This window comes from Microbacterium sp. 3J1 (genome assembly GCF_001049495.1).
In the GTDB taxonomy this organism is placed as follows: domain Bacteria; phylum Actinomycetota; class Actinomycetes; order Actinomycetales; family Microbacteriaceae; genus Microbacterium.
Genome location: NZ_CDWI01000014.1, coordinates 255,998 through 280,501 on the forward strand (window position 1 = coordinate 255,998; position 24,504 = coordinate 280,501).

A 24,504-nucleotide genomic window follows, 5' to 3' on the forward strand; every position below is an offset into this window, starting at 1 on the left:
CGTCAGCGCAGAGGAAGACCCAGCTGCGCGAGAGCCAGATCGACGGCGCGGGGATCCTGCCGGCGGGCCTGCTGCTCTCGCAGTGTGTCGAGAGCGATCTCACGACGTTCCGCCCGACCGGCGATCCGGCGTTCCACGTAACGGGCGATCCCGTGCGCGGTGCGCTGAAGCACCCGCTCGAACAGCGTCGGGGTGGCGAGACGGAGCGTTGCCGTGGTCATGATCCCTCCTCAGGGCTGCTGCGGCGATCGCCCGCGTCGGGCAGGTCGAAGATCTCCGCCCGCAACGACACGCGGCGCATGTCGGGTCCGGTCTGTCCTCGGAACCGCTCGATCGCGCTCTCGACGAGCGCCTCGATCTCGCCGCGGAGCTTTCTGACCTGAGCCGCTGTCATATCGAGGTGGGTCGTCGTCGTCAGCCCCGCGTCACGCCATTCCTCCGGTTCGTCGCGTTGTGGGCGGTTGAGGTACTCCATCAGGGTCTCGTGCCGCAGGCGGAAGAACTCCGACGTCACGATCTGGGCGGAAGCACGGTTCGCGGGCGACGTGGTGTCATTCGGACCCGGCACATTCACCCGCCCCTTCGGCAGTTCCCACCACCGCTCGCGTGCAGTACCGCGACCGTCGACCTCCGAGATCAGGTCGTGGGCGGCGAGTGCGCGCAGGTGGTAGCTGGTGGATCCGGAGGTCTCATCGAGCAACGCAGCGAGCGAACTGGCGGTCTGCGGGCCGTGCGAGGCGAGCAGGTCGAAGATCCGCACCCGAAGGGGATGTGCCAGCGCCTTCAGCGCGCGGGAGTCCAGAGTTCGAATCTCGGTGTGTGCGGTCATGGTGCAAAGATATCTCGGCAAAGATTTCTTTGCAAGCATTTCTTTGCACTCGGTTCGATCGAGCCCTCACCTTGGCTCGACGAGCAGTGCTCAGCGGGCGAACGGAACCGCGATCACAGCATCAGGGGGCACGCCGCGACGATCGCCCGATCCATGCGGGCGACGCACGAAGAACGGCGGACCGACTACGCGCTCTTGCGCTTGCGCTCCATGACGATCGTGGGGGGAGCTCCCTCGTCCACCGCCGCACGGGTGATGATCACCTTGGCGACGTCCTCGGCCGACGGGATCTCGAACATGACGGGTCCGAGCACATCCTCCAGGATCGCGCGGAGGCCTCGCGCACCGGTCTTGCGCTCCACCGCGAGGTCGGCGATCGAGCGCAGCGCCTCCTCTTCGAACTCGAGCTGGACGCCGTCGAGTTCGAACATGCGCTGGTACTGCTTGACGAGCGCGTTGCGGGGGCCGGTGAGGATGTCGATGAGGGCATCCTGATCGAGCGGCGAGACGTTGGTGACGACGGGAAGACGACCGATGAACTCGGGAATGAGGCCGAACTTGTGCAGGTCCTCGGGCAGCACCTCGCTGAACAGGTCGAGGTCCTTGCCCTTGTCGTGCAGCGGCGCCCCGAAACCGATGCCGTGCTTGCCGACGCGCGCCGAGACGATGTCCTCGAGTCCCGCGAAGGCACCGGCGACGATGAACAGCACGTTCGACGTGTCGATCTGCAGGAACTCCTGGTGCGGGTGCTTGCGTCCGCCCTGCGGCGGCACGGACGCGACCGTGCCCTCGATGATCTTCAGCAGCGCCTGCTGGACGCCCTCACCCGAGACGTCGCGGGTGATCGACGGATTCTCGGCCTTGCGGGCGATCTTGTCGACCTCGTCGATGTAGATGATGCCCTGCTCGGCGCGTTTGACGTCGTAGTCGGCGGCCTGGATCAGCTTGAGCAGGATGTTCTCGACGTCCTCGCCCACGTAGCCGGCCTCGGTGAGCGCGGTCGCGTCCGCCACCGCGAAGGGCACGTTGAGCTTCTTCGCCAGCGTCTGGGCGAGATACGTCTTGCCGCAGCCCGTCGGACCGATGAGCAGGATGTTGCTCTTCGCGATCTCGATGCTCTCGGCCTTCTGCTCGGCCGGCTGGAGCGTGCCGTGAGCGCGGATCCGCTTGTAGTGGTTGTACACCGCGACGGCGAGGGCCTTCTTCGCGGGCTCCTGACCGACGACGTACTCCTCGAGGAACGAGAAGATCTCGCGCGGCTTCGGCAGCTCGAAGTCGGCCGTGCCGTCGGCGGAGGACTCGGCCATGCGCTCTTCGATGATCTCGTTGCACAGCTCGACGCATTCGTCGCAGATGTATACACCGGGGCCAGCGATGAGCTGCTGCACCTGCTTCTGACTCTTTCCGCAGAACGAGCATTTGAACAGGTCAGCGCTCTCACCGATACGGGCCATGCGCGTCCTCCTAGGGGGATCCAGAGATCGTCTACTGAGCCTAACCGCTGCATCCGACACCGGGACGCATTGGCGCGGCGACGCAGGTTTCGAGTCCGTATCGACCCCGCATGCGGAAGGCCCGCCCCGCGCGATGCGCAGGACGGGCCTCGGGTCGAACGGCGTCAGACCATGCTCTTCGTGTGCCAGACGGTCTTGACCTCGGTGAAGGCGGCGATCCGCTCGGGCGAGGCCGTGACGTCGCCGGGCGTGAGCACTCGCTTCAGGGTCTCGGCTGCGGCGATCTGGAGGTCGACCCACTCGAGGCCGCCTGCTCCCGCCAGGTCGAGCGCATTGACGTCCTGGTGGGCCGCGAGCCACGGCGCCATCTCGGCGGGCGAGCCGGTGAGCACGTTGACGACTCCCCCGGGCACGTCGCTCGTCGCGAAGACCTCCGCCAGGCTGATGGCCGAGAGCGGATGCCGCTCGCTGGCGATCACGACGACCGTGTTGCCCGCCACGAGAGCCGGAGCCACGACCGAGACCAGGCCGAGGAATGCCGAATCCTGCGGGGCGACGATCGCGACCACCCCTGTGGGCTCGGGCACGGAGATGTTGAAGTACGGCCCGGACACCGGGTTGGCGTTGCCTGCGACCTGGGCGTACTTGTCGCACCAGCCGGCGTACCAGACCCAGAGGTCGATCGCGTCGTCGACCTGAGCGGCGGCGGCCGAGGACGACACGCCCTCCTGTGCGACGATCTCGTCGATGAACTGCGCCCGGCGGCCCTCCAGGACCTCCGCGACGCGGTACAGGACCTGCCCGCGGTTGTACGCGGTCGCTCCCGACCAGCCCTTGACGGCCGCGCGCGCGGCGACGACCGCATCCCTGGCATCCTTGCGCGAGCCCTGAGCGGCGTTCGCGAGGAACGCGCCCTTCGCGGACAGCACCTCATAGGTGCGTCCCGATTCGCTGCGGGGGAAGGCTCCGCCGATAGCCAGCTTGTACGTCTTCGGCACGCTCAGTCGCTTGCTCATGCTGCAGCCCCCTTCAGGTACGCGGTGAGGCCCTGACGTCCGCCCTCACGGCCGTATCCGGACTCCTTGTAGCCGCCGAACGGGCTCGACGGATCGAATCGGTTGAACGTGTTGGCCCAGACGACGCCCGCGCGCAGACGGTCCGCGACCGCGAGGATGCGCGATCCCTTGTCCGACCAGATGCCCGCCGACAGACCGTAGGGCGTGTTGTTCGCCTTCGCGATGGCCTCCGCCGGCGTGCGGAACGTCAGAACCGAGAGGACCGGACCGAACACCTCGTCGCGGGCGATCCGGTGAGACGCCTCGACGCCGGTGAAGATGGTCGGAGCGAACCAGAAGCCCTTCTCGGGGATCGCGCACTCCGCCGTCCATCGCTCGGCCCCCTCGGCCTCGCCGATGTCGCTGAGCTCGCGGATGCGGGCCAGCTGCGCCGCGGAGTTGATCGCGCCGATGTCGGTGTTCTTGTCGAGCGGGTCGCCCAGACGCAGCGTCGACAGACGGCTCTTGAGCCGGTCGATGACCTCGTCGTGGATCGACTCCTGGACGAGCAGGCGGCTCCCGGCGCAGCACACATGCCCCTGGTTGAAGAAGATGCCGTTGACGATCCCCTCGATCGCCTGGTCGACGGGCGCGTCGTCGAACACGATGTTCGCGGCCTTGCCGCCGAGCTCGAGAGTGAGCTTCTTGTTCGTGCCCGCGACGGCCCGAGCGATGTCACGTCCGACGCCCGTGGATCCCGTGAAGGCGACCTTGTCGACATCGGGGTGGCGCACGAGCGCGGCGCCGGTGGAGCCGGCGCCCGTCACGATGTTGACGACCCCCGCCGGCAGGTCGGCCTGCTGCAGGATCTCGGCGAAGATCAGCGCCGTCAACGGCGTGGTCTCCGCAGGCTTCAGCACCACCGTGTTGCCGGCGGCCAGAGCGGGGGCGAGCTTCCACGCGAGCATCAGCAGGGGGAAGTTCCACGGGATGACCTGGCCGGCGACGCCCAGTGCGCGCGGGTTCGCGCCGAGTCCCGCATAGTCGAGCTTGTCTGCCCAGCCGGCGTAGTAGAAGAACCAGGATGCGACGAGGGGCACGTCGACGTCGCGGCTCTCCTTGATCGGCTTGCCGTTGTCGAGGCTCTCGGCGACCGCGAGCTCACGAGCGCGCTCCTGCACGAGACGCGCGATGCGGAACAGGTACTTGCCGCGGTCGCGACCGCTCATGCGCGACCAGGTCCGGTCGTACGCGCGGCGCGCAGCGGCGACGGCGCGGTCGATGTCCTCGTCGTTCGCGGACGCGATCTCCGCGATGCGCGATTCGTCGGCGGGCGAGATGGTCGTGAAGCTCGAGCCCGAGCCGTCGACGAACTCGCCGTCGATGAACAGCCCGTAACTGTCCTTGAGGTTCAGGACGGCCTTCGACTCGGGGGCCGGGGCGTATTCCAGAAAAGTCATCTTCGGGGTTCCTAGTCGATCGTGACGTAGTCGGGGCCGGAGTAGTGGCCGGTGGCGAGCTTCTGCCGCTGCAGCAGGACGTCGTTGAGCAGGCTCGAGGCGCCGAAGCGGAACAGGTGGGGCTGGAGCCACTCCTCTCCCACGGTCTCGGCGACGGTGACGAGGTACTTCACGGCGTCCTTCGACGCGCGGATGCCCCCGGCGGGCTTCACGCCGATGCGCTCCCCCGTGCCGCGATACCAGTCGCGCACGGTCTCCAGCATGAGAAGCGTTGTCGGCAGCGTCGCCGCAGGCTGCACCTTGCCGGTCGACGTCTTGATGAAGTCGCCGCCGGCGAGGATGCCCAGCCACGACGCGCGCTTGATGTTGTCGTACGTGGAGAGCTCGCCGGTCTCGAGGATCACCTTGAGCGACGCGTACGAGCCGTCTGCGCGACGACACGCCTCCTTGACCTGTGCGATCTGGTCGTACACGAGTCCGTAGCGCCCCGAGAGGAAGGCCCCTCGGTCGATGACCATGTCGATCTCGTCGGCACCTGCGGCGACGGCCTCGGCGGTGTCGGCGAGCTTGATCGCGAGCGAGGATCGCCCACTGGGGAACGCCGTGGCGACGGCGGCGACCGAGATCAGCCCGTCGTCGGGATCCCCGTGCGCGGCTCCGAGCGCCTCGACAGCGCCCGCGACCATGTCGCCGTACACGCAGACCGCGGCGACCTTCGGGGTCGACGAGTCCGCGGCATCCGGGTTCTTCGCCTTCGCGACCAGCGACCGCACCTTGCCGGGCGTGTCCGCTCCTTCGAGCGTCGTCAGGTCGATCAGGGTGATGATCTTGTCGAGGGCCCAGGCCTTCGACGTCGTCTTGATCGAGCGGGTGCCGAGCCCGGCCGCCCGCTGCTCGAGGCCGACCGCGTCGACCCCCGGGAGTCCGTGCAGGAAGCGGCGGAGTGTGGCGTCGTCCGGCTCACCGCCGAGGACGTCCACCGCCGTTCTGCGGCTGAGTTCTTGGGTCGTCATCGTTCCTCCAACAATGCTCGTGCTGTGGTCTCATCTGTCACCAGGACGCTGCACAGGCCGCTCGTCACGACTGTACGCGCGATGTCGTGCTTGGCGTCACCCGCGGTCACGAAGATCGCGCGCTTCGCTGCCCGCAGTCTTGCGAGGTCCACGCCGACCGTCCGCGCATCGAGCTGCGGGTCGACGATGTTGCCGTCGGCGTCGATGTAGCGCCCGAGCACATCGCCGACGGCGCCCCGTCGCGCGAGCTCCTCGACATCGGATGCCGTCAGGTAGCCGTTCTCGACATGGGCGGAGCTCGCGTCGCACGGACCCGCCGTGAACAGGAACGCCTGGGCCTCGGCGGCCTCCTCGAGCACTCCGGCGACGGTGCGATCCGCCTCGATGGCCTGCTTCGTCTCGACCCGCTCGAGGATCGCCGGGCTGGGAAGGAGGGACACCTGTCCGGAGGCGCGCTGCGCGATGGTGACGGCGAGGCCGGCGGCACCGCCGGAGCGGCGGTTGAGGCTCACTCCTCCGTTGAGCTGCACGACGCTCACGCCCGTGGCCCATCCGTCAGGGAGCGCCTCGGCCACGGCGCGGAGAGTCCGGCCCCAGCTGACTCCGAGCGTTCGGGGCACCGGCCGCATGGATGCCAGGTAGTCGGCGGCGGCCTGTGCCACGCGCTCCAGCGTGCCGTCGTCGCCGTCCGGAGCCGGCACGACCACGGCCGCAGTGAGTCCGTGCATCTCGACGAGCTGCCGTTCGAGGCCGAGACGTCGGGCGCGCGGATGGACGATCTCGATCCGCACGATGCCGCGCTCGCGCGCCTGGGTGAGCAGCCGCCCGACCTTCCAGCGCGAGAGCTTGAGGATGGCGCCGATCTCGTCCTGCGTCTTGTCCTCGTCGTAGTACAGCTCTGCGACGCGGACCATGGTGAGATCGTCTTCCACGGCATCCTCCTTCGGTGACCAAGCCTACGCTCGTGTCATCTTTCGCGCACGCTTTCGCTCATATGAGCATCCGCTCGGCATGCACCCGCGCATTCGCCGGGAAACGACGAGAGGACGCCAGCCCTGGGGCTGACGTCCTCCCGGAACCTCGTGCGCTCAGACGCGCTTGCGCGAGGAGAGCACCTGGTCGACGATGCCGTACTCGAGCGCCTCTGCGGCGGACAGGATCTTGTCGCGGTCGATGTCGCGGTTGACCTGCTCGACGGGCTTGCCGGTGTGGCGAGCCATCGTCTCCTCGAGCCAGGTGCGCATGCGGAGGATCTCCGCCGCCTGGATCTCGATGTCGGAGGCCTGGCCGTGGCCCGCCTCGCCCATCGCCGGCTGGTGCATGAGCACACGGGCGTTGGGAAGCGCGAGACGCTTGCCGGGAGCACCCGCGGCGAGGAGCACGGACGCGGCGGAGGCCGCCTGGCCGAGGACGACGGTCTGGATCTGCGGCGCGACGTACTGCATCGTGTCGTAGATCGCGGTCATCGCGGTGAAGGATCCACCGGGCGAGTTGATGTACATCGTGATGTCGCGCTCGGAGTCCTGGCTCTCCAGGACCAGGAGCTGCGCCATCACGTCATCGGCCGACGCGTCGTCGACCTGCACGCCGAGGAAGATCACGCGATCTTCGAACAGCTTGTTGTACGGGTCCTGACGCTTGAAGCCGTACGCGGTGCGCTCCTCGAACTGGGGGAGCACGTAGCGGCTGGAGGGAAGGTCGCCAGCAGAGCGGAAGGTGGGTGTGTACATGAGAATCCTCTCGCTCTCGATTAGTTGACGTCCGTGCCGCCGCCGCCGACCACGTCGGTCGCGGACTCGCGGATGTGGTCGACGAAGCCGTACTCGAGCGCCTCGTCGGCCGTGAACCAGCGGTCGCGGTCACCGTCGGCGTTGATCTGCTCGACCGACTTGCCGGTCTGAGCGGCCGTGATCTCGGCGAGGCGGTTCTTCATCGAGATGATCAGCTGCGCCTGCGTCTGGATGTCGCTCGACGTGCCGCCGAAGCCACCGTGCGGCTGGTGCAGCAGCACTCGCGCGTTCGGAGTGATGTAGCGCTTGCCCTTGGTGCCGGCGGTCAGCAGCAGCTGGCCCATCGACGCGGCCATGCCGATGCCGACGGTGACGATGTCGTTGGGCACGAACTGCATCGTGTCGTAGATCGCCATACCCGCGGTGATCGAGCCACCCGGCGAGTTGATGTACAGGTAGATGTCCTTCTCCGAGTCCTCTGCAGCGAGAAGAAGGATCTTCGCGCAGATCTCGTTGGCGTTGTCGTCGCGCACCTCTGATCCCAGCCAGATGATGCGGTCCTTCAACAGCCTGTCGAAGACGCTCGTCGCGAGGAGGGGTTCTGCAGCCATGTCAGCTCCTGATTCCGTGTTTCAGTGATTCGAATCTACCGGCGTCAACGCGGCGCTCAGGCCGTGTTCGCCGTCGGCATATCAGGCGTCGAGATCAGCGATCTCGTGCGCGTAGGCGGTCATCGAGCGGTGATAGCGCGGAAGGTGCGGCACGAGCGCGAGAAGCGCGACCGACAGCCCCTGGGCGGGTCTGCCCGCACTCGCGAGGATCAGCGAGTGCACGGTGGCGATCGCGTCCCGGTAGGGTGCGTCGACTGAACGCGCCTCCTCAGCGCGGATCACGGCGAGAGCATCGTCGAACGCACCGAGGTTCCGCAGCGAGCTCGCCAGCTGGATCACGCACTGCGGGCGGTGCTCGTCGTCGAGCCCCAGCGCGAGCGCGCGCCGGTACAGTTCGACGGCCTCGGCGGGACGCCCCGCTGAATCGCGGGCGCCGGCGCGCTCGAACTCCGCGCGCGCGTCGTCTCCGCCCCGCTCGGCGGCGAGGGCGTCGATCCGCGCGATGATCTCGTCGCCGACCTCCTCGCCGGACGCGTCTGCCCAGACCTCGTCGATCCGCTCATTCCAGCTCTTCATCGCCACTCCTCATCACGCTTCCTACGCGAAAAGGGGCGGATGCCGCAGCATCCGCCCCTCTCGTCAATCGACTACGATCACTCGGCCTTGTCGGCCGCGTCCTCGTCCGTCTTCTTCTTGGCCGCAGCCTTCTTGGCGGGAGCCTTCTTCGCAGCCGGCTTCTCAGCCTCTTCGGCGTCGTCGGCCTTCGCAGCAGCCTTCTTGGCAGGAGCCTTCTTGGCAGCGGGCTTCTTGGCCGGCTTCTCCTCAGCCTCGGCGGGTGCCTGCTCCCCAGATGCCTCGTCGGCGGCCTCGTCGTCGGTGACGACGAAGTCGGAGAGATCCACGGCCTTGCCGTTGGTGTCGACGACCTTCACCTTGCCGAGCGCGATCGCGAGGGCCTTGTTGCGGGCGACCTCGCCGACGAGTGCGGGCAGCTGGTTCGACGACTGCAGCGCCTCGACGAACTCCTGCGGCGCCATGCCGTACTGCGACGCCGACTGGATGAGGTACTGGCTCAGTTCCTCCTGCGAGACCTGCACGTCCGCCTGCTCGGCGATCGTGTCGAGCAGCACCTGCGTGCGGAACTGCTTCTCGCTGGCCTCGGTAACCTCGGCGCGGTGCACGTCGTCCTCGAGGCGACCCTCACCCTCGAGGTGGTTGTGCACCTCGTCCTCGATGAGCTGCGGCGGCACGGGGATCTCGATCTGCTCGAGCAGCGTCTCGACGAGCTTGTCGCGCGCGGCGGAGCCCTGCGTGAAGACGCCCTGCTGAGCGACACGCTCGGCGAGGCTCGCTCGGAGCTCGGCGATCGTGTCGAACTCGCTGGCGATCTGTGCGAAGTCGTCGTCCGCCTCGGGCAGCTCGCGCTCCTTGACGGCCTTGACCGTCACGGAGACCTCAGCCTCGGAGCCGGCGTGGTCGCCGCCGACGAGCGCGGAGCGGAAGGTGGTGTCCTCACCGGCGGTGAGGGACTCGATGGCATCGTCGATGCCCTCGAGCAGCTCGCCCGAGCCGACCTCGTAGGAGACGCCCTCGGCACGGTCGATCTCGGCGCCGTCGATCGTGGCGACGAGGTCGAGCTCGACGAAGTCGCCCGTGGCCGCGGGGCGGTCGACGGGGACCAGCGTGCCGAAACGGGCGCGCATGTTCTCGAGCTCGGCGTCGAGCGCCGCCTCATCGGCCTCGACCGCGTCGACCGTCACCGTGATGCCGTCGTACGAGGGCAGCTCGATGTCGGGCCGGACGTCGACCTCGACGTCGACCAGGAGGTCGCCGGAGAAGTCCTTCTCGTTGGGCCACTGGGTGATCTCCGCGGACGGGCGGCCGACGACACGGATCTTGTGCTCGACGGTCGCGTCGCGGAAGAACTTGTCCAGGCCCTCGTTGACCGCGTGCTCGATGACCGCGCCGCGTCCGATGCGCTGGTCGATGATCGGAGCCGGGACCTTGCCCTTGCGGAAGCCGGGGATCTGCACGTCCTGAGCGATGTGCTCGTACGCGTGAGCGATGCTGGGCTTGAGGTCGTCGGGGGTGACCGTGATGCTGAGCTTGACCCGGGTCGGGGTCAGCTTCTCGACGGTGCTGTTCGCCATGCTGGTGTGTTCTCCTTGTGATTTCCGCGCTGAGTCGCGGCTGTCAGGCCGATCAAGCCGTGTCGGGGCGACAGGAGTTGAACCTGCGACCTCCCGCTCCCAAAGCGGGCGCTCTACCAAACTGAGCTACGCCCCGGGGAATCCGCACGCAGATTCAGCCCCACCGAGTCTAACGGACGAGAGCACCCTCGCCAGTCCGCTATGATCGATGAGTCGGTACAGACCCCGCTGGGTCACCTCCGATTCGGGGCTGTAGCTTAGTGGTAAAGCCTCTGTCTTCCAAACAGATGATGCGAGTTCGATTCTCGTCAGCCCCTCACTCCGAAGGCCCCCGCAGATACGGGGGCCTTCATCTTTTTGTCGAACCGATGGACCTCCTTCTGGCAGAGTCGACATACGCAGGTCTTGACCGGAGGTCTCCACCGCATGTCCGTCCCCACCGGCTTCGTCGCTCCCCCACTCGGCGGGCACATCCTTCCCGCCCGTATCGGGAGCGCCCCGCCCCCGCGCCGTCGTCCCCGACGATGGACCGGCTGGCTGCTCGGCGGCCTGGCGGTCCTGCTCGTGACCGGCGTCCTCGCGGCCCTGCAGGTGACGGCGAGTCTGGGCTACGACGAGGCAGAGGCAGACTTCGACGCCACGCGCGATGCCACGCAGTCCGCCATGACGATCGTGGCGGAGTCGGCGGATGCCGTGGCCGGCACGGCGGATTCGGCCGACCTCCTCCTGCAGACGGACAGCGGCCTCCTCGTCGATCCGGCGGCGAGAGACGCGCTGACCGCGGCGGCCGTCGACGCCCGGGCGGCTGATGAAGCGGCGCGTGCGCTGCTCGACGAGCCGCTTCCGGACGCAGGGACCAAGCCCTCGTTCTTCTGGGAGCTGTTCGCCGCCTCCGAGCGGATCGCGATCCAGGCCGACGACCTCGAGAGCCTCGATCGAGAACTCACCGAGGAGACGCCCGCGCTGGACACCGCAGACGCCTCGCTCACCGACGCCGGCATCGCGGTCCTCGGCTCGGCGGCGACCGCGGCGAGCTCCTTCGAGGGCGCGCACCTCTCGGCGAAGAACGACGCCGTGATCGCCCTGCGCGACGCCGCGGCATCCGCATCCCTCGCCTCGACGCTCGATGATCAGGCCGTGAGCGCGCTGGCGGCGCTGCAGGACGCCGCGGGACAGGTCGTGGCGTCGGAGCAGGTCGAGCTCGCCGAGAAGGCAGGCCCCTTGCAGGCCGTGCGTCTCGAGATCGAGGCGTTCGCACGATCGCTCGCCCCCGGAGTCCTTCTCGAGTTCGACTGGAACCCGATCGTGAACAACGCCGGCGGCAACGGCAGCATGGGCGGCTTGACCACGTGGTGGTGGGACGAGCCGGACAGGGCGGTGATCGAACTGTCGAACTCGGTCGCCGAGCAGTGGCCGGCCGATCGGAGCAGAGCCCTCGTCGCCCACGAGGTGGGCCATGCCATCAGCGTGAAGTGCGAGGACATGTACGACTCCACGACGCAGGACAGCATCGAGAAGTGGGCGACCGCGTGGGCCATCGGCATGGGATTCACGGACGACGCGAACGGCGTCTGGGCGTACGGATACCCGCCTCAGTCGTACATCGACGCCGCGTACGGCTGCCGCTGAGTCGCTTGGCAGACGCAGAAGAAGCCGCCGCGACGGATCGCGGCGGCTTCTTCGAAGGTCAGACGGAGGTCACTGCCCCCGGCGCTCGCGCAGCTGGGTCAGGGCATCCTCGAGGAGCTGGACGGCTTCCTCGTCGGTGCGCCGCTCCTTGACGTAGGCGAGGTGGGTCTTGTACGGCTCGGGCTTCGCGAGTGCGGGAGGGTTCTCCTTGTCGCGCCCGGCCGGAAGACCCGACTGCGGGTGGTCGATCGTGTCGGGGATCTCGTCTTCAGGCAGGCCCGCAGCGAAGTAGCGCACCGTCTCGTTGCCGAGCCCGTCCCAGTAGGAGACCGCGATGCGGTCGGCGTGGTAGCCGTGGTCCTGCTCGCCCATGGGGCCGGAGCCGACGCGGGTACCGCGAATGGCGTTTCCACCGGTAGCCATCAGATCACCTCGAACTTCGTGATGAGACCGAGCGCGACGATCGCCACGAACCACGCCAGCGCGAGGATCACCGTGAATCGGTTGAGGTTGCGCTCTGCGAGGCCCGACGAGCCGACAGCCGAGGACATGCCTCCGCCGAACATGTCGGACAGGCCGCCGCCGCGACCCTTGTGGAGCAGGATGAGGAGAGTCAGCAGGACGCTGGTTATGCCCAGCACGACCTGCAGGACGAACTCGAGAATTTCCACGAGGAAGAGCCTTTCGATGGGGCAGGACTGCCCCCGTAACGGTCAAGTATACGGTGCGGCGGGGCCGGAGCCCCGCCGCACGCGCTCATACTCCGACGTGCTTCTCGAACCGGATGATCGCCGCGAACTCGTCGACCACGAGGCTCGCGCCTCCGACGAGAGCACCGTCGACATCGGGCTCGCGCATGAAGCTGGCGATGTTCGCCGCCTTCACCGATCCGCCGTAGAGGATGCGGGTGCGCGCGGCCGCGTCGTCGCCGAGGACCTTCGCGATGACCGTGCGGAGAGCGGCGCACACGTCCTGCGCCTGCTGCGGGGTCGCCGCCTGGCCGGAGCCGATGGCCCAGACCGGCTCGTAGGCGACCACGATGTCCGCATCCTTCGACAGCCCCTGCAGAGCCGCCTCGAGCTGGCCCGCGGGGACGGCACTGGCACCGAACTTCTCCAGGTCCTCCGCCGTCTCGCCGACACAGATGACCGGCGAGAGGCCATGCTTCAGCGCGGCCTTCGTCTTCGCCGCCACGACCTCGTCGGACTCCGCGTGGTACTCGCGGCGCTCCGAATGCCCGATGATGACGTACTTCGCGTCGAGCTTGGCGAGGAACGCACCCGACACCTCACCGGTGTATGCACCGGAGTCGTGAGCCGAGACGTCCTGCGCGCCGAGCGCGAACGGGATCTTGTCCGCATCGATCAGCGTCTGCACGCTGCGGATGTCGGTGAAGGGCGGGAACACCGCGACCTCGACCGAGCCGTCCTCGTGCTTCGCATCCTTGAGCGTCCAGTGCAGCTTCTGCACGAAGGCGACCGCCTGCAGGTGGTCGAGGTTCATCTTCCAGTTTCCCGCGATCAGCGGGGTACGGGTGTTCACACCCATCCGAGCACCTCCAGGCCGGGTAGTTTCTTGCCCTCGAGGAACTCGAGGCTGGCGCCGCCACCGGTCGAGATGTGACCGAACTGGTCATCGTCGAATCCGAGCTGACGCACGGCCGCAGCCGAGTCGCCACCGCCGACGACGCTGAGGCCGTCGACCTCGGTGAGCGCCTGCGCGACGGCCTTCGTGCCACCGGCGAATGCAGCGAACTCGAACACGCCCATGGGCCCGTTCCAGAACACCGTCCGGGATCCGCGGATCACCTCGGCGAATCGCGCTGCGGTCTCGGGCCCGATGTCGAGCCCGATCCCGGACGCGCCGAATGCCGTGCTCTCGATCGCATCCGCGGGCACCGTCTCGTGGGCGGCGTCCGCGGAGAACGACTCGGCCACGACGACATCGGTCGGGAGCACGAGCTCGACACCGCGGTCGGCGGCCTCGGCGATGTAGCCGCGCACCGTCTCGAGCTGGTCCTCTTCGAGCAGGCTTGCCGCCACATCGTGGCCCTGCGCCTTGAGGAAGGTGAACAGCATGCCCCCGCCGACCAGGATGCGGTCGACCCGCGGCAGCAGGTGCGAGATGACACCGAGCTTGTCGCTGACCTTCGAGCCGCCGAGGACGACCGCGTAGGGGCGCTCCGGGGTCTCGGTCAGACGGTCCAGCACTTCGAGCTCCGCGGCGATCAGCAGACCGGCTGCAGACGGGAGGAGCTCGGCGAGGTCGTAGACGCTCGCCTGCTTGCGGTGCACGACGCCGAAGCCGTCGGAGACGAGGACGTCTCCCAGTTCGGCCAGCTGCGCCGCGAAGGCTCCGCGCTCCGCGTCGTCCTTCGAGGTCTCCCCCGCGTTGAACCGCAGGTTCTCGATGACGACGACTCCGCCGTCCTCGAGGGACCCCACGGCCTCGCGCGCCGACTCGCCGACGGTGTCGCGCGCGAAGGCGACCGGCTTGCCGAGCAGCTCGGAGAGCCGCTGTGCCACGGGCTCGAGGCTGTACTGAGGATCGGGCGCCCCGTCGGGGCGGCCGAGATGCGAGCACACGACGACGCGGGCACCCGCGTTGATGAGTGCGTTGAGGGTAGGCAGCGAGGCGCGTACACGGCCATCGTCCGTTATGACCCCGTCCCGCAGGGGGACGTTCAGATCACAACGGACGATGACGCGCTTGCCCTCGAGCGAACCCAGTGAATCCAGGGTGCGCAGAGTCATGGGAGGAGTCTCAGAGACGCTCTGCCACGTACTCGGTCAGGTCGACGAGACGGTTGGAGTAGCCCCACTCGTTGTCGTACCAGCTGGAGACCTTGACCAGGTTGCCGCTCACGTTGGTGAGCGTGGAGTCGAAGATCGACGAGTGCGGGTTGTGCACGATGTCGCTCGACACGATCGGGTCTTCGTTGTACTGCAGGAAGCCGGCGAGGCGTCCGTCGGCAGCGGCCTTCTTGTACGCCTCGTTGACCTCTTCGACCGTGAGGTTCTCACGGTCGGTGATCAGCGTGAGGTCGACGATCGAGCCGGTGGGAACCGGAACGCGGTACGACGAGCCGCTGAGCTTGCCCTGGAGCTCGGGAAGGACCTCGCCGATCGCCTTGGCTGCGCCGGTCGAGGCCGGGGTGATGTTGATGGCCGCGGCGCGGGCACGACGGAGGTCGCTGTGCGGGCCGTCCTGCAGGTTCTGGTCTGCGGTGTAGGCGTGCGCGGTCATCATGAAGCCGCGGTCGATGCCGAAGGCGTCGTTGAACACCTGGGCGAGCGGCGCGAGGCAGTTGGTGGTGCACGATGCGTTCGAGATGATGTGGTGCGTCTCGGGGTCGTACGTGTCCTCGTTCACGCCCATCACGAACGTGCCGTCGACGCCCGTGCCCGGTGCCGAGATGAGCACCTTCTTGGCGCCGGCGTCGATGTGCTTCTTGGCCGCCTCCGCCTTGGTGAAGAAGCCGGTCGACTCGATGACGATGTCGACGCCCAGCTCGCCCCACGGGAGGTTGGCGGGGTCGCGCTCGGCGAACGCCTTGATCGACTTGCCGTTGACGGTGATGCTCTCGTCGTCGTAGCTGATCTCCGCGTCCAGGACGCCGCCGACCGAGTCGTACTTCAGCAGGTGCGCCAGGGTCTTGTTGTCGGTGAGGTCGTTGACCGCGACGATCTCGAGGTCAGCGCCCTGCGCGAGAGCCGCGCGGAAGTAGTTGCGTCCGATGCGGCCGAAGCCGTTGATACCGATCTTGACAGACACTCAGGTCTCCCTGTTTCTCGTGCGCTGTGCGCCGCATTCGTGCGGTGCTGTGCGCGGGGGTTTTTGGCTGAGATGGCGTCCCGACGAGACCAGGCCCGTCGGGACGCGACCCGATTACGACAGTACCAGCAGGCCGTTCGTCTTCTCGCGGGCGACCTCGAAGCGCTGGGCGACGTTCTCCCAGTTGGCGATGTTCCACGCCGCCTTCACGTAGTCGGCCTTGACGTTGAGGTAGTCCAGGTAGAACGCGTGCTCCCACATGTCCAGCTGGAACAGCGGTACGGTGCCCTGCGCCGTGTTCGACTGCTGGTCGAACAGCTGCTGGATGATGAGGCGCTGTCCGATGGAGTCCCAGCTGAGCACCGACCATCCGGAGCCCTGGATTCCGAGGGCGTTGGCGGTGAAGTGCGCCTGGAACTTCTCGAAGGAGCCGAAGAACTCGTCGATGGCGGCCTGGAGCTCGCCCTCGGGCTGTCCGCCGCCGGTCGGCGAGAGGTTGGTCCAGAAGATGGAGTGGTTGACGTGTCCGCCGAGGTTGAACGCGAGGTCCTTCTCGAGCTTGTTCACGTTGGCGAGGTTGCCGGTCTCACGGGCCTCGGCGAGCTGCTCGAGCGCGGTGTTCGCCCCGGCGACGTAGGTCGCGTGGTGCTTGTCATGGTGGAGTTCCATGATCTTGCCGCTGATGTGCGGCTCCAGTGCTGCGAAGTCGTACGGGAGGTCGGGGAGCGTGTAGGTCGCCATATCGCTTTCATCCAATCCGCGCCGCGCCGCGGCGCTTGCCGATCCTCCGCGCCACCGAAGTGCGGTGCGGAGCGGACGTAACTCATCCTACCGACGACAACGCGCGGACGCCCCGGATACTTCCGCCGTATGACGAAGAGAGGCGGCCCCTTGACAGGGACCGCCTCTCGTGACTACGGCAGGCGTCAGACGTCGAGCCCGGCGGGCACGGCGGCCTCGGTGCCGGGGATGCCCTCCTGCTGCGCGCGCTTGTCGGCCATCGCGAGCAGGCGACGGATGCGGCCGGCGACGGCGTCCTTCGTCATGGGCGGGTCGGCGTGGTGGCCGAGCTCGTCGAGGCTGGCGTCGCGGTGCGCGAGGCGGAGCTCACCCGCCACCTTCAGGTGGTCGGGGACCTCGTCCGCGAGGATCTCGAGCGCTCGTTCGACGCGTGCGCAGGCGGCGACGGCGGCCTGGGCCGAGCGGCGCAGGTTCGCGTCGTCGAAGTTGACGAGGCGGTTCACCCCGGCGCGGACCTCGCGGCGCTGTCGCATCTCCTCCCACGCGACGGCGGTCTTCTGCGCGCCCATCTCGCTGAGGATGGAGCGGATGGCCTCGCCTTCGCGCACGACGACGCGCGGCATGCCGCGGACCTCGCGCGCCTTGGCGGCGACGCCGAGCTTGTGGGCTGCGCCGACGAGGGCCATGGCGGCCTCCGACGTCGGGCAGGCGACCTCGAGCATGGCGGAGCGGCCGGGCTCGCTCAGGGATCCCGCTGCGAGGAAGGCGCCTCGCCAGAGACCGGCGACCTCGGCCCGTGAGCCGGTGGTCAGGCGGTTGGGCAGCCCGCGCACGGGGCGGCGGCGCTGGTCGAGCAGACCGGTCTGACGGGCGAGGGTCTCGCCTGCGGCGATGACGCGCACCGCCCACCGTGCGCCGTCGTTCGCCGTGCTCGACTGCACCTGGGCGATCTCGGGGCGGACACCGTAGATCTCCGCGAGGTCGCGGGCCACACGCTGTGCGAGGACCTCGGCGTCGACCTCGGCCTCGACGGCGACCCGGCCGGCGATGGAGTGCAATCCGCCGGCGAACCGGAGGATCGAGGTGACCTCCGCGACACGCACCGTCGGGGGTGCATTACGGATGCTGACCAGCTCAGCCTTGACGTCGGTGGTTAGTGCCACGACACTCCTTCACGCTCACGCGCCGGATCGCGACGCAAACCTCCAGCTTACTCCGGCGGAGACGGTTGCTATTCCCGGCCGAGGTCTCGGTGACGCACGTTGACAGCGACTCCCGGCACCGCGGCGAGGCGGCGCGCCAGTTCCTCGGACATCGCCACCGAACGGTGCTTGCCGCCCGTGCAGCCGATCGCGATCGTCGAGTGGCTCTTGTTCTCACGCTGGTAGCCCTCGAGCACCGGGGTGAGCGCCGCCGAATAGGCCTCGAGGAACTCCGCGGCCCCCTCTCGCGAGAGGACGTAGTCCCTGACCGTCTCGTCCTGACCGGTCAGACCGCGGAGCTCTTCGTTCCAGAACGGGTTGGGGAGGAACCGCATGTCGGCGACGAGATCGACGTCCGTCGGCAATCCGTACTTGAAACCGAAGCTCATCAGGGTCACTCGATGGCGAGCGGCGCCCTCGTCGGAGAAGAGCTCCGACACCTGGGTCGCGAGCTGGTGGATGTTGAGCGCGGACGTGTCGATCACCATGTCCGCGGACTCGCGGATGGGAGCGAGGCGAGAGCGCTCCGAGCGGATGCCGTCGAGCAACGTGCCGTCGCCCTGCAGCGGATGCGGACGCCGCACCGACTCGAAGCGACGGACGAGGACGTCGTCGGAGGCGTCGAGGAAGAGCACACGGACAGACCCTCGGGTGCGCAGCGCGCGGGCTACCTCCGGGAAGTCGTCGAAGAGGTTGCGGCCTCGCACGTCGACGACGGCTGCCACCTTGGGCAGCGCCGGGCCCCCCATGTCGGTGAGCTCCAGCAACGGGCGGAGTATCTGCGGGGGGAGGTTGTCGACGACGTACCAGCCGAGGTCCTCGAGCGCGTTCGCGACCGTCGTGCGGCCGGCGCCCGACATGCCCGTGACGATGAGGAACTCGCCCTTGTCCTCGTCAGCCATCGTTACTCCTTCTCCCCCGCCCCCACAAGCCTACCGAGTGCTGGGCTGTCGGGAGGAGAGATGGTTGTGGATGTTCTGGGCGAGCACGGGTCCGATGCCCTGGACCTCTTCGATCTGCCCGGGCTCGGCCGTGCGCAGCGCCGCCACGGAGCCGAAGTGCTTCAGCAGGACCTTGATCCGCGACGCCCCGAGACCGGGGACCTCGGCGAGCACCGTGGTGATGTCGTTCTTGCGGCGCTTGCGCTGATGGGTGATGGCGAAACGGTGGGCTTCGTCGCGCAGTCTCTGCAGCAGGTAGAGCGACTCGCTCGTCCGCGGAAGGATCACGGGGAAGTCCTCGCCCGGCAGCCAGATCTCCTCGAGCCGCTTCGCGATGCCGCATACCGCGATCTCCGGATGCCCGGCGTCGCGGAGTGCGCGTGCCGCCGCCTCTACCTGCGGCTGTCCGCCGTCGACGAGAAGCAGCTGCGGTGGGTAGGCGAACCGTGGTCGCCGCTTCGCCGCCGGCTCCTGCTCGACCACCGCCTCGTCTTCGACCACGACCTCATCGACCTGCTCCTCGGGCCGGTCGAGGTAGGCCAGACGTCGTCGGAGCACCTGGTACATCGAGTCGGTGTCGTCGGTCGTCTCGGGGATGTTGAAGGAGCGGTACTGGTCTTTGCGAGGCAGCCCGTCTTCGAACACCACCATCGACGCGACGACGTTGGTCCCGCCCAGGTGGGAGATGTCGAAGCACTCGATGCGCAGGGGCGCCTCGGACATGCCCAGCGCCTCCTGCAGGTCGGTCAGCGCCTGCGTGCGGGCGACGTAGTCGCTGGTGCGACGCGTCTTGTGGCGGATCAGGGCCTGCTGAGCGTTGATGGTGGCCGTCCGCATGAGGTCGGCGCGCTGGCCGCGCTGCGGGACCGCGATCTCCACTCGCCGACCGCGCCTCTCCCGCAGCCAGACCTCGAGCTCTGCGGCATCGTCGGGCAGTGCGGGCACGAACACCCGCTTCGGTACGTCCTGAGCGTCGCCATAGGCACGCTGTACGACCTGGTCGACGAGATCGGCGGTCGAGATGTCGATCTCCTTCTCGATGGTGGTCGCCCGCACACCGCGGATGCGTCCGCCCCTGATCACGAAATGCTGCACCACCGCGGCGAGCTCGTCCTCGGCGATGCCGAACAGGTCGGCGTCCTCGTCCGAGGGGAGAACCAGCGCGCTCTTGCCGAGCACCGCGTCGATCGCTGTGAGCTTGTCCCGGTACTTCGCGGCCGCCTCGTAGTCCATGGCGGCGGAAGCGGCGAGCATGCGCTTGCGGAGCTCGCGGGTGAAGCGCTCGTCGCCGCCAGCCATGAAGGCGACGAAGTCGTCGACCATCGCGCGGTGCTCTTCGATCGACACCGTCATGGAACAGGGACCGCCGCACTTGCCGATCTGCCCCGGGAAGCAGGGCCTCCCCGTCTGCATCGCCCGCTTGTAGCTCGAGTCGCTGCAGGTGCGGATGGGGAACGCCTTCACCATCAGGTCGATGGTTTCGTGCACCGCCCAGACCTTCGGGTAGGGACCGAAGTACCGGGCACCCGGGATCTTGTGGTTCCTGGTCACGATCACGCGCGGCGCCTCGTCTCCGAGGGTGACCGCCATGAACGGGTACGACTTGTCGTCCTTGTAGCGGACGTTGAAGGGTGGATCGAACTCCTTGATCCACATGTACTCCAGCTGCAGCGAATCGACGTCGGTCGGCACGACCGTCCATTCGACCGATGCGGCCGTCGTCACCATGCGTCTGGTGCGCTCGTGCAGTGTCCTCAGCGGTGCGAAGTAGTTCGACAGTCGCTGCCGGAGATTCTTCGCCTTGCCGACGTAGAGCACGCGACCGTCGGCGTCTCGGAAGCGGTACACGCCGGGATCGGTGGGAATCTCACCGGTCCGCGGCTTGTACGGGAGCACGTCCGCCATCAGCTGGCCTTCTTCGCTGCGCGCCCCTCACCCAGGATCTCGGCGAGGAACTGGCCGGTGTGGCTCTCCTCGACGCGAGCGATCTGCTCGGGCGTGCCGGTCGCGAGGATCTCCCCGCCGCCGGATCCGCCCTCGGGCCCGAGGTCGATGACCCAGTCCGCGGACTTGATCACGTCGAGGTTGTGCTCGATGACGATGACCGTGTTGCCCTTGTCCACGAGCCCGTTGAGTACTTCGAGGAGCTTGCGGACGTCCTCGAAGTGCAGACCGGTCGTCGGCTCATCAAGGACGTAGATGCTGCGGCCGTTGCTGCGGCGCTGGAGTTCGGTGGCGAGCTTGACGCGCTGCGCCTCGCCGCCCGAGAGAGTCGTCGCCGACTGCCCGAGTCGCACGTAGCCGAGGCCCACGTCGACGAGCGTCTTCATGTAACGGTGGATCGCCTGGATGGGCTCGAAGAACTCCGCAGCCTCGGCGATCGGCATCTCCAGGACCTCGGCGATGTTCTTGCCCTTGTAGTGCACGGACAGCGTGTCGCGGTTGTAGCGCTTGCCGTGGCAGACCTCGCAGTCGACGTACACGTCGGGCAGGAAGTTCATCTCGATCTTGATCGTGCCGTCACCGGAGCACGCCTCGCACCGGCCGCCCTTCACGTTGAAGCTGAACCGGCCGGGCTGGTAGCCACGCACCTTCGCCTCGGGGGTCTCGCTGAAGAGGGTGCGGATGCGGTCGAAGACACCGGTGTACGTCGCGGGGTTCGAGCGCGGCGTGCGACCGATCGGCGCCTGGTCGACGTGCACGACCTTGTCGAGGTTGTCGAGTCCGGACACGCGCGTGTGCTTGCCGGGAACCGTGCGGGCACCGTTGAGCCGGGACGCGAGCACCTGGTACAGGATGTCGTTCACGAGGGAGGACTTGCCGGAGCCGCTCACGCCGGTGACGGCGGTGAGCACGCCCAGAGGGAAGTTCACGCTCACGTTCTTGAGGTTGTTCTCCCTGGCGCCGACAACGCTCAGCATCCGCTTCTTGTCGAGCTTGCGACGCTTCGCCGGAGTCGGTATCTCGCGGCGGCCGGAGAGGTAGTCCCCCGTCATCGAGTCGGATTCCGCCAGCAGCGCGGAGTACGGACCCGAGTGCACGACATTGCCGCCGTTGACGCCTGCTCCGGGTCCGATGTCCACGACCCAGTCCGCGGCTTCGATCGTCTCCTCGTCGTGCTCGACGACGATGAGCGTGTTGCCGAGGTCACGCAGCTTGAGCAGTGTGTCGATGAGTCGACGGTTGTCGCGCTGGTGAAGGCCGATGGACGGCTCGTCGAGGACGTAGAGGACGCCGGTGAGTCCGGAGCCGATCTGGGTCGCCAGACGGATGCGTTGCGCTTCTCCGCCCGAGAGCGAGCCCGCGGAACGGCTGAGGTTGAGGTAGGACAGGCCGACCTGCAGAAGGAAGTCGAGACGCAGGCGGATCTCGCGCAGGACCTGCGCCGCGATCTTCGCCTCACGGTCGGTGAGGGTCAGCGTCTCCATGAAGGAGCGGGCATCGGCGAGGCTCAAGTGCGAGACCTCGGCGATGGAGTGTCCGTGGACCTGGACCGCGAGCACCTCGGGCTTGAGGCGGTTGCCGTCGCAGACCGGGCACGGCACCTCGCGGAGGTACTCGCCCCACCGGGCGCGCTGGGTGTCGGATTCGGCCTGGGCGTACTGCCGCTCGATGTACGGGACCACGCCCTCGAAGCCGGACGAGTAGCGCATCTCACGGCCGTACCGGTTCTTCCACTTGACGGTGACCTTGTAGTTGTCGCCGCGGAGGATCGCGTCCTGGACGTCGACCCTGAGGTCCTGCCAGGGCGTGTCGAGAGAGAAGTTGAGGTCCGCCGCGAGTCCCTCGAGGAGGCGCTCGTAGTACTGGAAGAGTCCCTTGCCCTGCGTCGTCCACGGGATGATGGCGCCCTCGCGGATGGAGAGCTCCTCGTCGCCGAGCATCAGGTCGACGTCCACCGACATGCGCGTGCCGAGGCCGGAGCAGGCCGGGCAGGCGCCGAAGGGGGCGTTGAAGGAGAACGTGCGAGGCTCGATCTCGGTCAGGGTGAGCGCGTGGCCGTTCGGGCAGGCGAGCTTCTCGGAGAACGACTGCCAGGCGGCATCGCCCTCTTCGTCGACGAAGTTCGCCTGGACCACACCGCCGGCGAGCCCGAGAGCGGTCTCCACGGAGTCGGTGACGCGTCCGAGGATGTCGTCCGCAGCGACCAGACGGTCGACGACGACGGCGATGTCGTGCTTGTAGCTCTTCTTCAGCGTCGGCGGCTCGGACAGCTGGATCAGGTCGCCGTCGACGATCGCGCGCGCATAGCCCTTCGCGCCGAGCTCTCGGAACAGGTCGACGAACTCGCCCTTCTTCTGCGAGACGATCGGGGCGACGATCTGGTACCGCGTGCGCTCCGGCAGCTCCATCAGCTGGTCGGCGATCTGCTGCACGGTCTGACGTTGGATGCGCTCACCGCACTCCGGGCAGTGCGGGATCCCGATGCGCGCCCACAGCAGACGCATGTAGTCGTAGATCTCGGTGATCGTGCCGACAGTCGATCGTGGGTTGCGGTTGGTCGACTTCTGGTCGATCGACACCGCGGGGCTCAGACCCTCGATGAAGTCGACGTCGGGGCGATCGACCTGGCCGAGGAACTGACGCGCGTAGGCGCTGAGCGACTCGACGTAGCGGCGCTGGCCCTCGGCGAAGATGGTGTCGAAGGCGAGACTCGATTTTCCCGACCCGGACAGCCCCGTGAACACGACGAGGGAGTCGCGCGGGATGTCGATGTCGACGTTCTTCAGATTGTGCACGCGGGCGCCGCGAACACTGAGTTTTCCTGGGGATGCAACGGGGACGATGGGCACCGAACAAGTCTACGAGGGGCCACCGACATTGGCTCCGTGAGTGCTCCCAGGAAGCACTCGATCCGCCGTCAGCGAGCGGCGGGCCGGCGGCCGGCGAAGGCCGCGAGACCGTCGCGCAGCGTCGCGATCTCCTGCATCTCCATCCCGACGGCCGACATCACCTGCCGCGGCACGTCGAGCGCCCGCTCTCGCAGGGCTCGTCCGGCGTCCGTGAGCGTGATGTCGAGTCGGCGCTCGTCCTGCGAGCTGCGCTGCCGGGCCACGAGGCCGTCGGCCTCGAGCCGCTTGACGAGGGGCGACGCGGTGGCCGGATCCAGAGCGAGATCGGCGGCCAGATCGTTGAGAGGACGCGGCGCCCGCTCCCACAGCGCGAGCATCACGAGGTACTGCGGATGCGTCAGTCCGAGCGGCTCCAGGATCGGGCGGTAGACCGCCACGACGTTCCGCGCCGCGGTCACGAGGGCGAAGCAGAGCTGATTGTCGAGCTTCAGCAGATCGTCGGAGGTGGTCACGTGGTCGACTATACAACGACCCTAATAGTTAGTACACTAATCAACATGTCACAGTCCGGCGACCGTCCCCCGCTTCGCTCCCGCATCAGGGAGGCGGGCGGGCTCTACGCGTGGATCAACACGAATCTCATCAGATTCGCCGGCCCCGCCTCCGTGGGACCGTACGAGAAGACGCCGCCCCCGAGCGCGGCGGAGCGTGCAGAACGCGCATGCCCGCTCTGCGGCGCGCCCATGACTCAGCACGAGATTGACCGCAGCGGCCCCAAGCCGCTCATGCACTGCCCCTGATCGATCCCCGGTCGGTGGCGACCGCACACGCCGCCCGGCCCGAGCCGTCAGTTCGCGGTCGAGGCGTCCTCCCGGGCCACGTCGAGCCAGAAGACCAGATCGTCGTCATCGGCCACTGCCGCCGGCGAGACGTCGAGCCATCCCGTCCCCATCGTCTGGGGCCCCATGACGGCGACGGCCACCCCTGGTCGCATGGCGAGGGCCGCCCCGTTCTCCTCATCGACCCGGACGAGGAGCACACCGCCCTTGCGCGCACCGACGAGGATACGACCGTTCAGCAGGAATGCGCGTGTGCCGAACATCCGCTTCTCCTCGACGTCGGCACCCGAGGTGAGCAGCGCACGCACTCGGTCGGCGAGTTCCTCCTGTGGGGCGTCCATCC

Annotated in this window: 25 protein-coding genes and 2 tRNA genes; 3 read left to right on the forward strand and 24 right to left on the reverse strand. The window is 67.8% G+C overall.

Annotated features, from left to right (window positions below):
- Positions 1–2 precede the first annotated feature (2 nt).
- From BN2660_RS15645 to BN2660_RS15700, 12 genes are all read right to left on the reverse strand, one after another.
- Positions 3–221 (reverse strand): hypothetical protein, encoded by a 219-nt coding sequence (locus tag BN2660_RS15645; RefSeq protein WP_091234436.1) that lies wholly within the window; start codon positions 219–221, stop codon positions 3–5.
- Entirely contained in the window at positions 218–829 is a 612-nt protein-coding gene (locus BN2660_RS15650; RefSeq protein ID WP_091234439.1) for an ArsR/SmtB family transcription factor, read from the reverse strand. Before BN2660_RS15650 ends, BN2660_RS15645 begins: the two co-directional genes overlap by 4 nt.
- Before the next feature lie 185 nt (positions 830–1,014).
- Positions 1,015–2,283, reverse strand: coding sequence for an ATP-dependent Clp protease ATP-binding subunit ClpX (gene clpX / locus BN2660_RS15655; protein ID WP_091234442.1), 1,269 nt, complete (start codon positions 2,281–2,283; stop codon positions 1,015–1,017).
- Between the two features lie 164 nt (positions 2,284–2,447).
- Positions 2,448–3,299 carry an aldehyde dehydrogenase family protein gene (locus tag BN2660_RS15660; RefSeq protein ID WP_091234445.1) on the reverse strand — a complete coding sequence of 284 codons (852 nt, stop codon included), beginning with the start codon at positions 3,297–3,299 and terminating at the stop codon, positions 2,448–2,450.
- Positions 3,296–4,738 (reverse strand): aldehyde dehydrogenase family protein, encoded by a 1,443-nt coding sequence (locus BN2660_RS15665; RefSeq protein WP_091234448.1) that lies wholly within the window; start codon positions 4,736–4,738, stop codon positions 3,296–3,298. The genes BN2660_RS15660 and BN2660_RS15665 overlap by 4 nt, the downstream gene beginning before the upstream one ends.
- 11 nt (positions 4,739–4,749) lie before the next feature.
- Complete coding sequence (gene deoC / locus BN2660_RS15670) at positions 4,750–5,751, reverse strand: deoxyribose-phosphate aldolase (RefSeq protein WP_091234451.1); 1,002 nt, start codon at positions 5,749–5,751, stop codon at positions 4,750–4,752.
- Positions 5,748–6,683 carry a sugar-binding transcriptional regulator gene (locus BN2660_RS15675; RefSeq protein WP_255305217.1) on the reverse strand — a complete coding sequence of 312 codons (936 nt, stop codon included), beginning with the start codon at positions 6,681–6,683 and terminating at the stop codon, positions 5,748–5,750. Before BN2660_RS15675 ends, deoC begins: the two co-directional genes overlap by 4 nt.
- A 156-nt stretch (positions 6,684–6,839) precedes the next feature.
- On the reverse strand, positions 6,840–7,481 hold the full coding sequence (locus tag BN2660_RS15680; protein WP_091234454.1) for an ATP-dependent Clp protease proteolytic subunit: 642 nt from the start codon (positions 7,479–7,481) through the stop codon (positions 6,840–6,842).
- A gap of 20 nt (positions 7,482–7,501) precedes the next feature.
- Positions 7,502–8,092 carry an ATP-dependent Clp protease proteolytic subunit gene (locus BN2660_RS15685; RefSeq protein WP_067120431.1) on the reverse strand — a complete coding sequence of 197 codons (591 nt, stop codon included), beginning with the start codon at positions 8,090–8,092 and terminating at the stop codon, positions 7,502–7,504.
- An 81-nt stretch (positions 8,093–8,173) separates the two neighbouring features.
- Complete coding sequence (locus BN2660_RS15690; RefSeq protein WP_091234457.1) at positions 8,174–8,668, reverse strand: tetratricopeptide repeat protein; 495 nt, start codon at positions 8,666–8,668, stop codon at positions 8,174–8,176.
- 77 nt (positions 8,669–8,745) lie between these two features.
- Positions 8,746–10,242, reverse strand: coding sequence for a trigger factor (gene tig, locus BN2660_RS15695; protein WP_091234460.1), 1,497 nt, complete (start codon positions 10,240–10,242; stop codon positions 8,746–8,748).
- A 62-nt stretch (positions 10,243–10,304) separates the two neighbouring features.
- Positions 10,305–10,378: transfer RNA gene (locus tag BN2660_RS15700), tRNA-Pro, on the reverse strand.
- A gap of 110 nt (positions 10,379–10,488) precedes the next feature.
- Here BN2660_RS15700 and BN2660_RS15705 point away from each other — a divergent pair.
- Both BN2660_RS15705 and BN2660_RS15710 read left to right on the forward strand, forming a co-directional pair.
- Positions 10,489–10,559, forward strand: a tRNA-Gly gene (locus tag BN2660_RS15705).
- 109 nt (positions 10,560–10,668) lie between these two features.
- On the forward strand, positions 10,669–11,871 hold the full coding sequence (locus BN2660_RS15710; protein WP_091234463.1) for a hypothetical protein: 1,203 nt from the start codon (positions 10,669–10,671) through the stop codon (positions 11,869–11,871).
- A 69-nt stretch (positions 11,872–11,940) separates the two neighbouring features.
- Here BN2660_RS15710 and BN2660_RS15715 read toward each other — a convergent pair whose 3' ends face one another.
- From BN2660_RS15715 to BN2660_RS15765, 11 genes are all read right to left on the reverse strand, one after another.
- Positions 11,941–12,294: an RNA polymerase-binding protein RbpA gene (locus BN2660_RS15715; protein WP_091234467.1), complete on the reverse strand. Its 354-nt coding sequence runs from the start codon at positions 12,292–12,294 to the stop codon at positions 11,941–11,943.
- Complete coding sequence (gene secG, locus BN2660_RS15720; RefSeq protein WP_060926463.1) at positions 12,294–12,542, reverse strand: preprotein translocase subunit SecG; 249 nt, start codon at positions 12,540–12,542, stop codon at positions 12,294–12,296. Before secG ends, BN2660_RS15715 begins: the two co-directional genes overlap by 1 nt.
- An 85-nt stretch (positions 12,543–12,627) precedes the next feature.
- Complete coding sequence (gene tpiA / locus BN2660_RS15725) at positions 12,628–13,419, reverse strand: triose-phosphate isomerase (protein ID WP_091234470.1); 792 nt, start codon at positions 13,417–13,419, stop codon at positions 12,628–12,630.
- Complete coding sequence (pgk, locus tag BN2660_RS15730; RefSeq protein WP_091234473.1) at positions 13,410–14,624, reverse strand: phosphoglycerate kinase; 1,215 nt, start codon at positions 14,622–14,624, stop codon at positions 13,410–13,412. Before pgk ends, tpiA begins: the two co-directional genes overlap by 10 nt.
- 10 nt (positions 14,625–14,634) lie before the next feature.
- A complete protein-coding gene (gene gap, locus BN2660_RS15735; protein WP_091234477.1) occupies positions 14,635–15,645 on the reverse strand; it encodes a type I glyceraldehyde-3-phosphate dehydrogenase in 1,011 nt (336 codons plus the stop codon).
- Positions 15,646–15,759: 114 nt separating this feature from the next.
- Positions 15,760–16,386 (reverse strand): superoxide dismutase, encoded by a 627-nt coding sequence (locus tag BN2660_RS15740; protein WP_091234481.1) that lies wholly within the window; start codon positions 16,384–16,386, stop codon positions 15,760–15,762.
- Between the two features lie 185 nt (positions 16,387–16,571).
- The gene (gene whiA / locus BN2660_RS15745) at positions 16,572–17,549 is read right to left on the reverse strand and encodes a DNA-binding protein WhiA (protein ID WP_091234484.1); all 978 of its coding nucleotides are present in this window, start codon (positions 17,547–17,549) and stop codon (positions 16,572–16,574) included.
- A 68-nt stretch (positions 17,550–17,617) separates the two neighbouring features.
- Positions 17,618–18,490, reverse strand: coding sequence for an RNase adapter RapZ (gene rapZ / locus BN2660_RS15750; protein ID WP_091234487.1), 873 nt, complete (start codon positions 18,488–18,490; stop codon positions 17,618–17,620).
- A 30-nt stretch (positions 18,491–18,520) separates the two neighbouring features.
- Positions 18,521–20,434, reverse strand: coding sequence for an excinuclease ABC subunit UvrC (gene uvrC, locus BN2660_RS15755; protein ID WP_091234490.1), 1,914 nt, complete (start codon positions 20,432–20,434; stop codon positions 18,521–18,523).
- A complete protein-coding gene (uvrA, locus tag BN2660_RS15760; RefSeq protein ID WP_091234492.1) occupies positions 20,434–23,322 on the reverse strand; it encodes an excinuclease ABC subunit UvrA in 2,889 nt (962 codons plus the stop codon). The genes uvrC and uvrA overlap by 1 nt, the downstream gene beginning before the upstream one ends.
- Positions 23,323–23,390: 68 nt before the next feature.
- Positions 23,391–23,834: a MarR family winged helix-turn-helix transcriptional regulator gene (locus BN2660_RS15765; RefSeq protein ID WP_091234495.1), complete on the reverse strand. Its 444-nt coding sequence runs from the start codon at positions 23,832–23,834 to the stop codon at positions 23,391–23,393.
- A gap of 45 nt (positions 23,835–23,879) precedes the next feature.
- On the opposite strand from BN2660_RS15765, the gene BN2660_RS16825 reads away from it, so the two are divergent.
- Positions 23,880–24,122: a hypothetical protein gene (locus tag BN2660_RS16825; protein WP_091234889.1), complete on the forward strand. Its 243-nt coding sequence runs from the start codon at positions 23,880–23,882 to the stop codon at positions 24,120–24,122.
- 47 nt (positions 24,123–24,169) lie between these two features.
- Here BN2660_RS16825 and BN2660_RS15775 read toward each other — a convergent pair whose 3' ends face one another.
- On the reverse strand, positions 24,170–24,502 hold the full coding sequence (locus BN2660_RS15775) for a TfoX/Sxy family protein (RefSeq protein WP_091234498.1): 333 nt from the start codon (positions 24,500–24,502) through the stop codon (positions 24,170–24,172).
- Between the last annotated feature and the right edge of the window lie 2 nt (positions 24,503–24,504).

Bases quoted from the DNA above. Each gene is read 5' to 3' on its own strand.
- BN2660_RS15645 (WP_091234436.1), bottom strand. From the start codon at position 221: ATGACCACGGCAACGCTCCGTCTCGCCACCCCGACGCTGTTCGAGCGG.
- BN2660_RS15650 (WP_091234439.1), bottom strand. From the start codon at position 829: ATGACCGCACACACCGAGATTCGAACTCTGGACTCCCGCGCGCTGAAG.
- clpX (WP_091234442.1), bottom strand. From the start codon at position 2,283: ATGGCCCGTATCGGTGAGAGCGCTGACCTGTTCAAATGCTCGTTCTGC.
- BN2660_RS15660 (WP_091234445.1), bottom strand. From the start codon at position 3,299: ATGAGCAAGCGACTGAGCGTGCCGAAGACGTACAAGCTGGCTATCGGC.
- BN2660_RS15665 (WP_091234448.1), bottom strand. From the start codon at position 4,738: ATGACTTTTCTGGAATACGCCCCGGCCCCCGAGTCGAAGGCCGTCCTG.
- deoC (WP_091234451.1), bottom strand. From the start codon at position 5,751: ATGACGACCCAAGAACTCAGCCGCAGAACGGCGGTGGACGTCCTCGGC.
- BN2660_RS15680 (WP_091234454.1), bottom strand. From the start codon at position 7,481: ATGTACACACCCACCTTCCGCTCTGCTGGCGACCTTCCCTCCAGCCGC.
- BN2660_RS15685 (WP_067120431.1), bottom strand. From the start codon at position 8,092: ATGGCTGCAGAACCCCTCCTCGCGACGAGCGTCTTCGACAGGCTGTTG.
- BN2660_RS15690 (WP_091234457.1), bottom strand. From the start codon at position 8,668: ATGAAGAGCTGGAATGAGCGGATCGACGAGGTCTGGGCAGACGCGTCC.
- tig (WP_091234460.1), bottom strand. From the start codon at position 10,242: ATGGCGAACAGCACCGTCGAGAAGCTGACCCCGACCCGGGTCAAGCTC.
- BN2660_RS15710 (WP_091234463.1), top strand. From the start codon at position 10,669: ATGTCCGTCCCCACCGGCTTCGTCGCTCCCCCACTCGGCGGGCACATC.
- BN2660_RS15715 (WP_091234467.1), bottom strand. From the start codon at position 12,294: ATGGCTACCGGTGGAAACGCCATTCGCGGTACCCGCGTCGGCTCCGGC.
- tpiA (WP_091234470.1), bottom strand. From the start codon at position 13,419: ATGGGTGTGAACACCCGTACCCCGCTGATCGCGGGAAACTGGAAGATG.
- pgk (WP_091234473.1), bottom strand. From the start codon at position 14,624: ATGACTCTGCGCACCCTGGATTCACTGGGTTCGCTCGAGGGCAAGCGC.
- BN2660_RS15740 (WP_091234481.1), bottom strand. From the start codon at position 16,386: ATGGCGACCTACACGCTCCCCGACCTCCCGTACGACTTCGCAGCACTG.
- rapZ (WP_091234487.1), bottom strand. From the start codon at position 18,490: ATGGCTGACGAGGACAAGGGCGAGTTCCTCATCGTCACGGGCATGTCG.
- uvrC (WP_091234490.1), bottom strand. From the start codon at position 20,434: ATGGCGGACGTGCTCCCGTACAAGCCGCGGACCGGTGAGATTCCCACC.
- BN2660_RS16825 (WP_091234889.1), top strand. From the start codon at position 23,880: ATGTCACAGTCCGGCGACCGTCCCCCGCTTCGCTCCCGCATCAGGGAG.
- BN2660_RS15775 (WP_091234498.1), bottom strand. From the start codon at position 24,502: ATGGACGCCCCACAGGAGGAACTCGCCGACCGAGTGCGTGCGCTGCTC.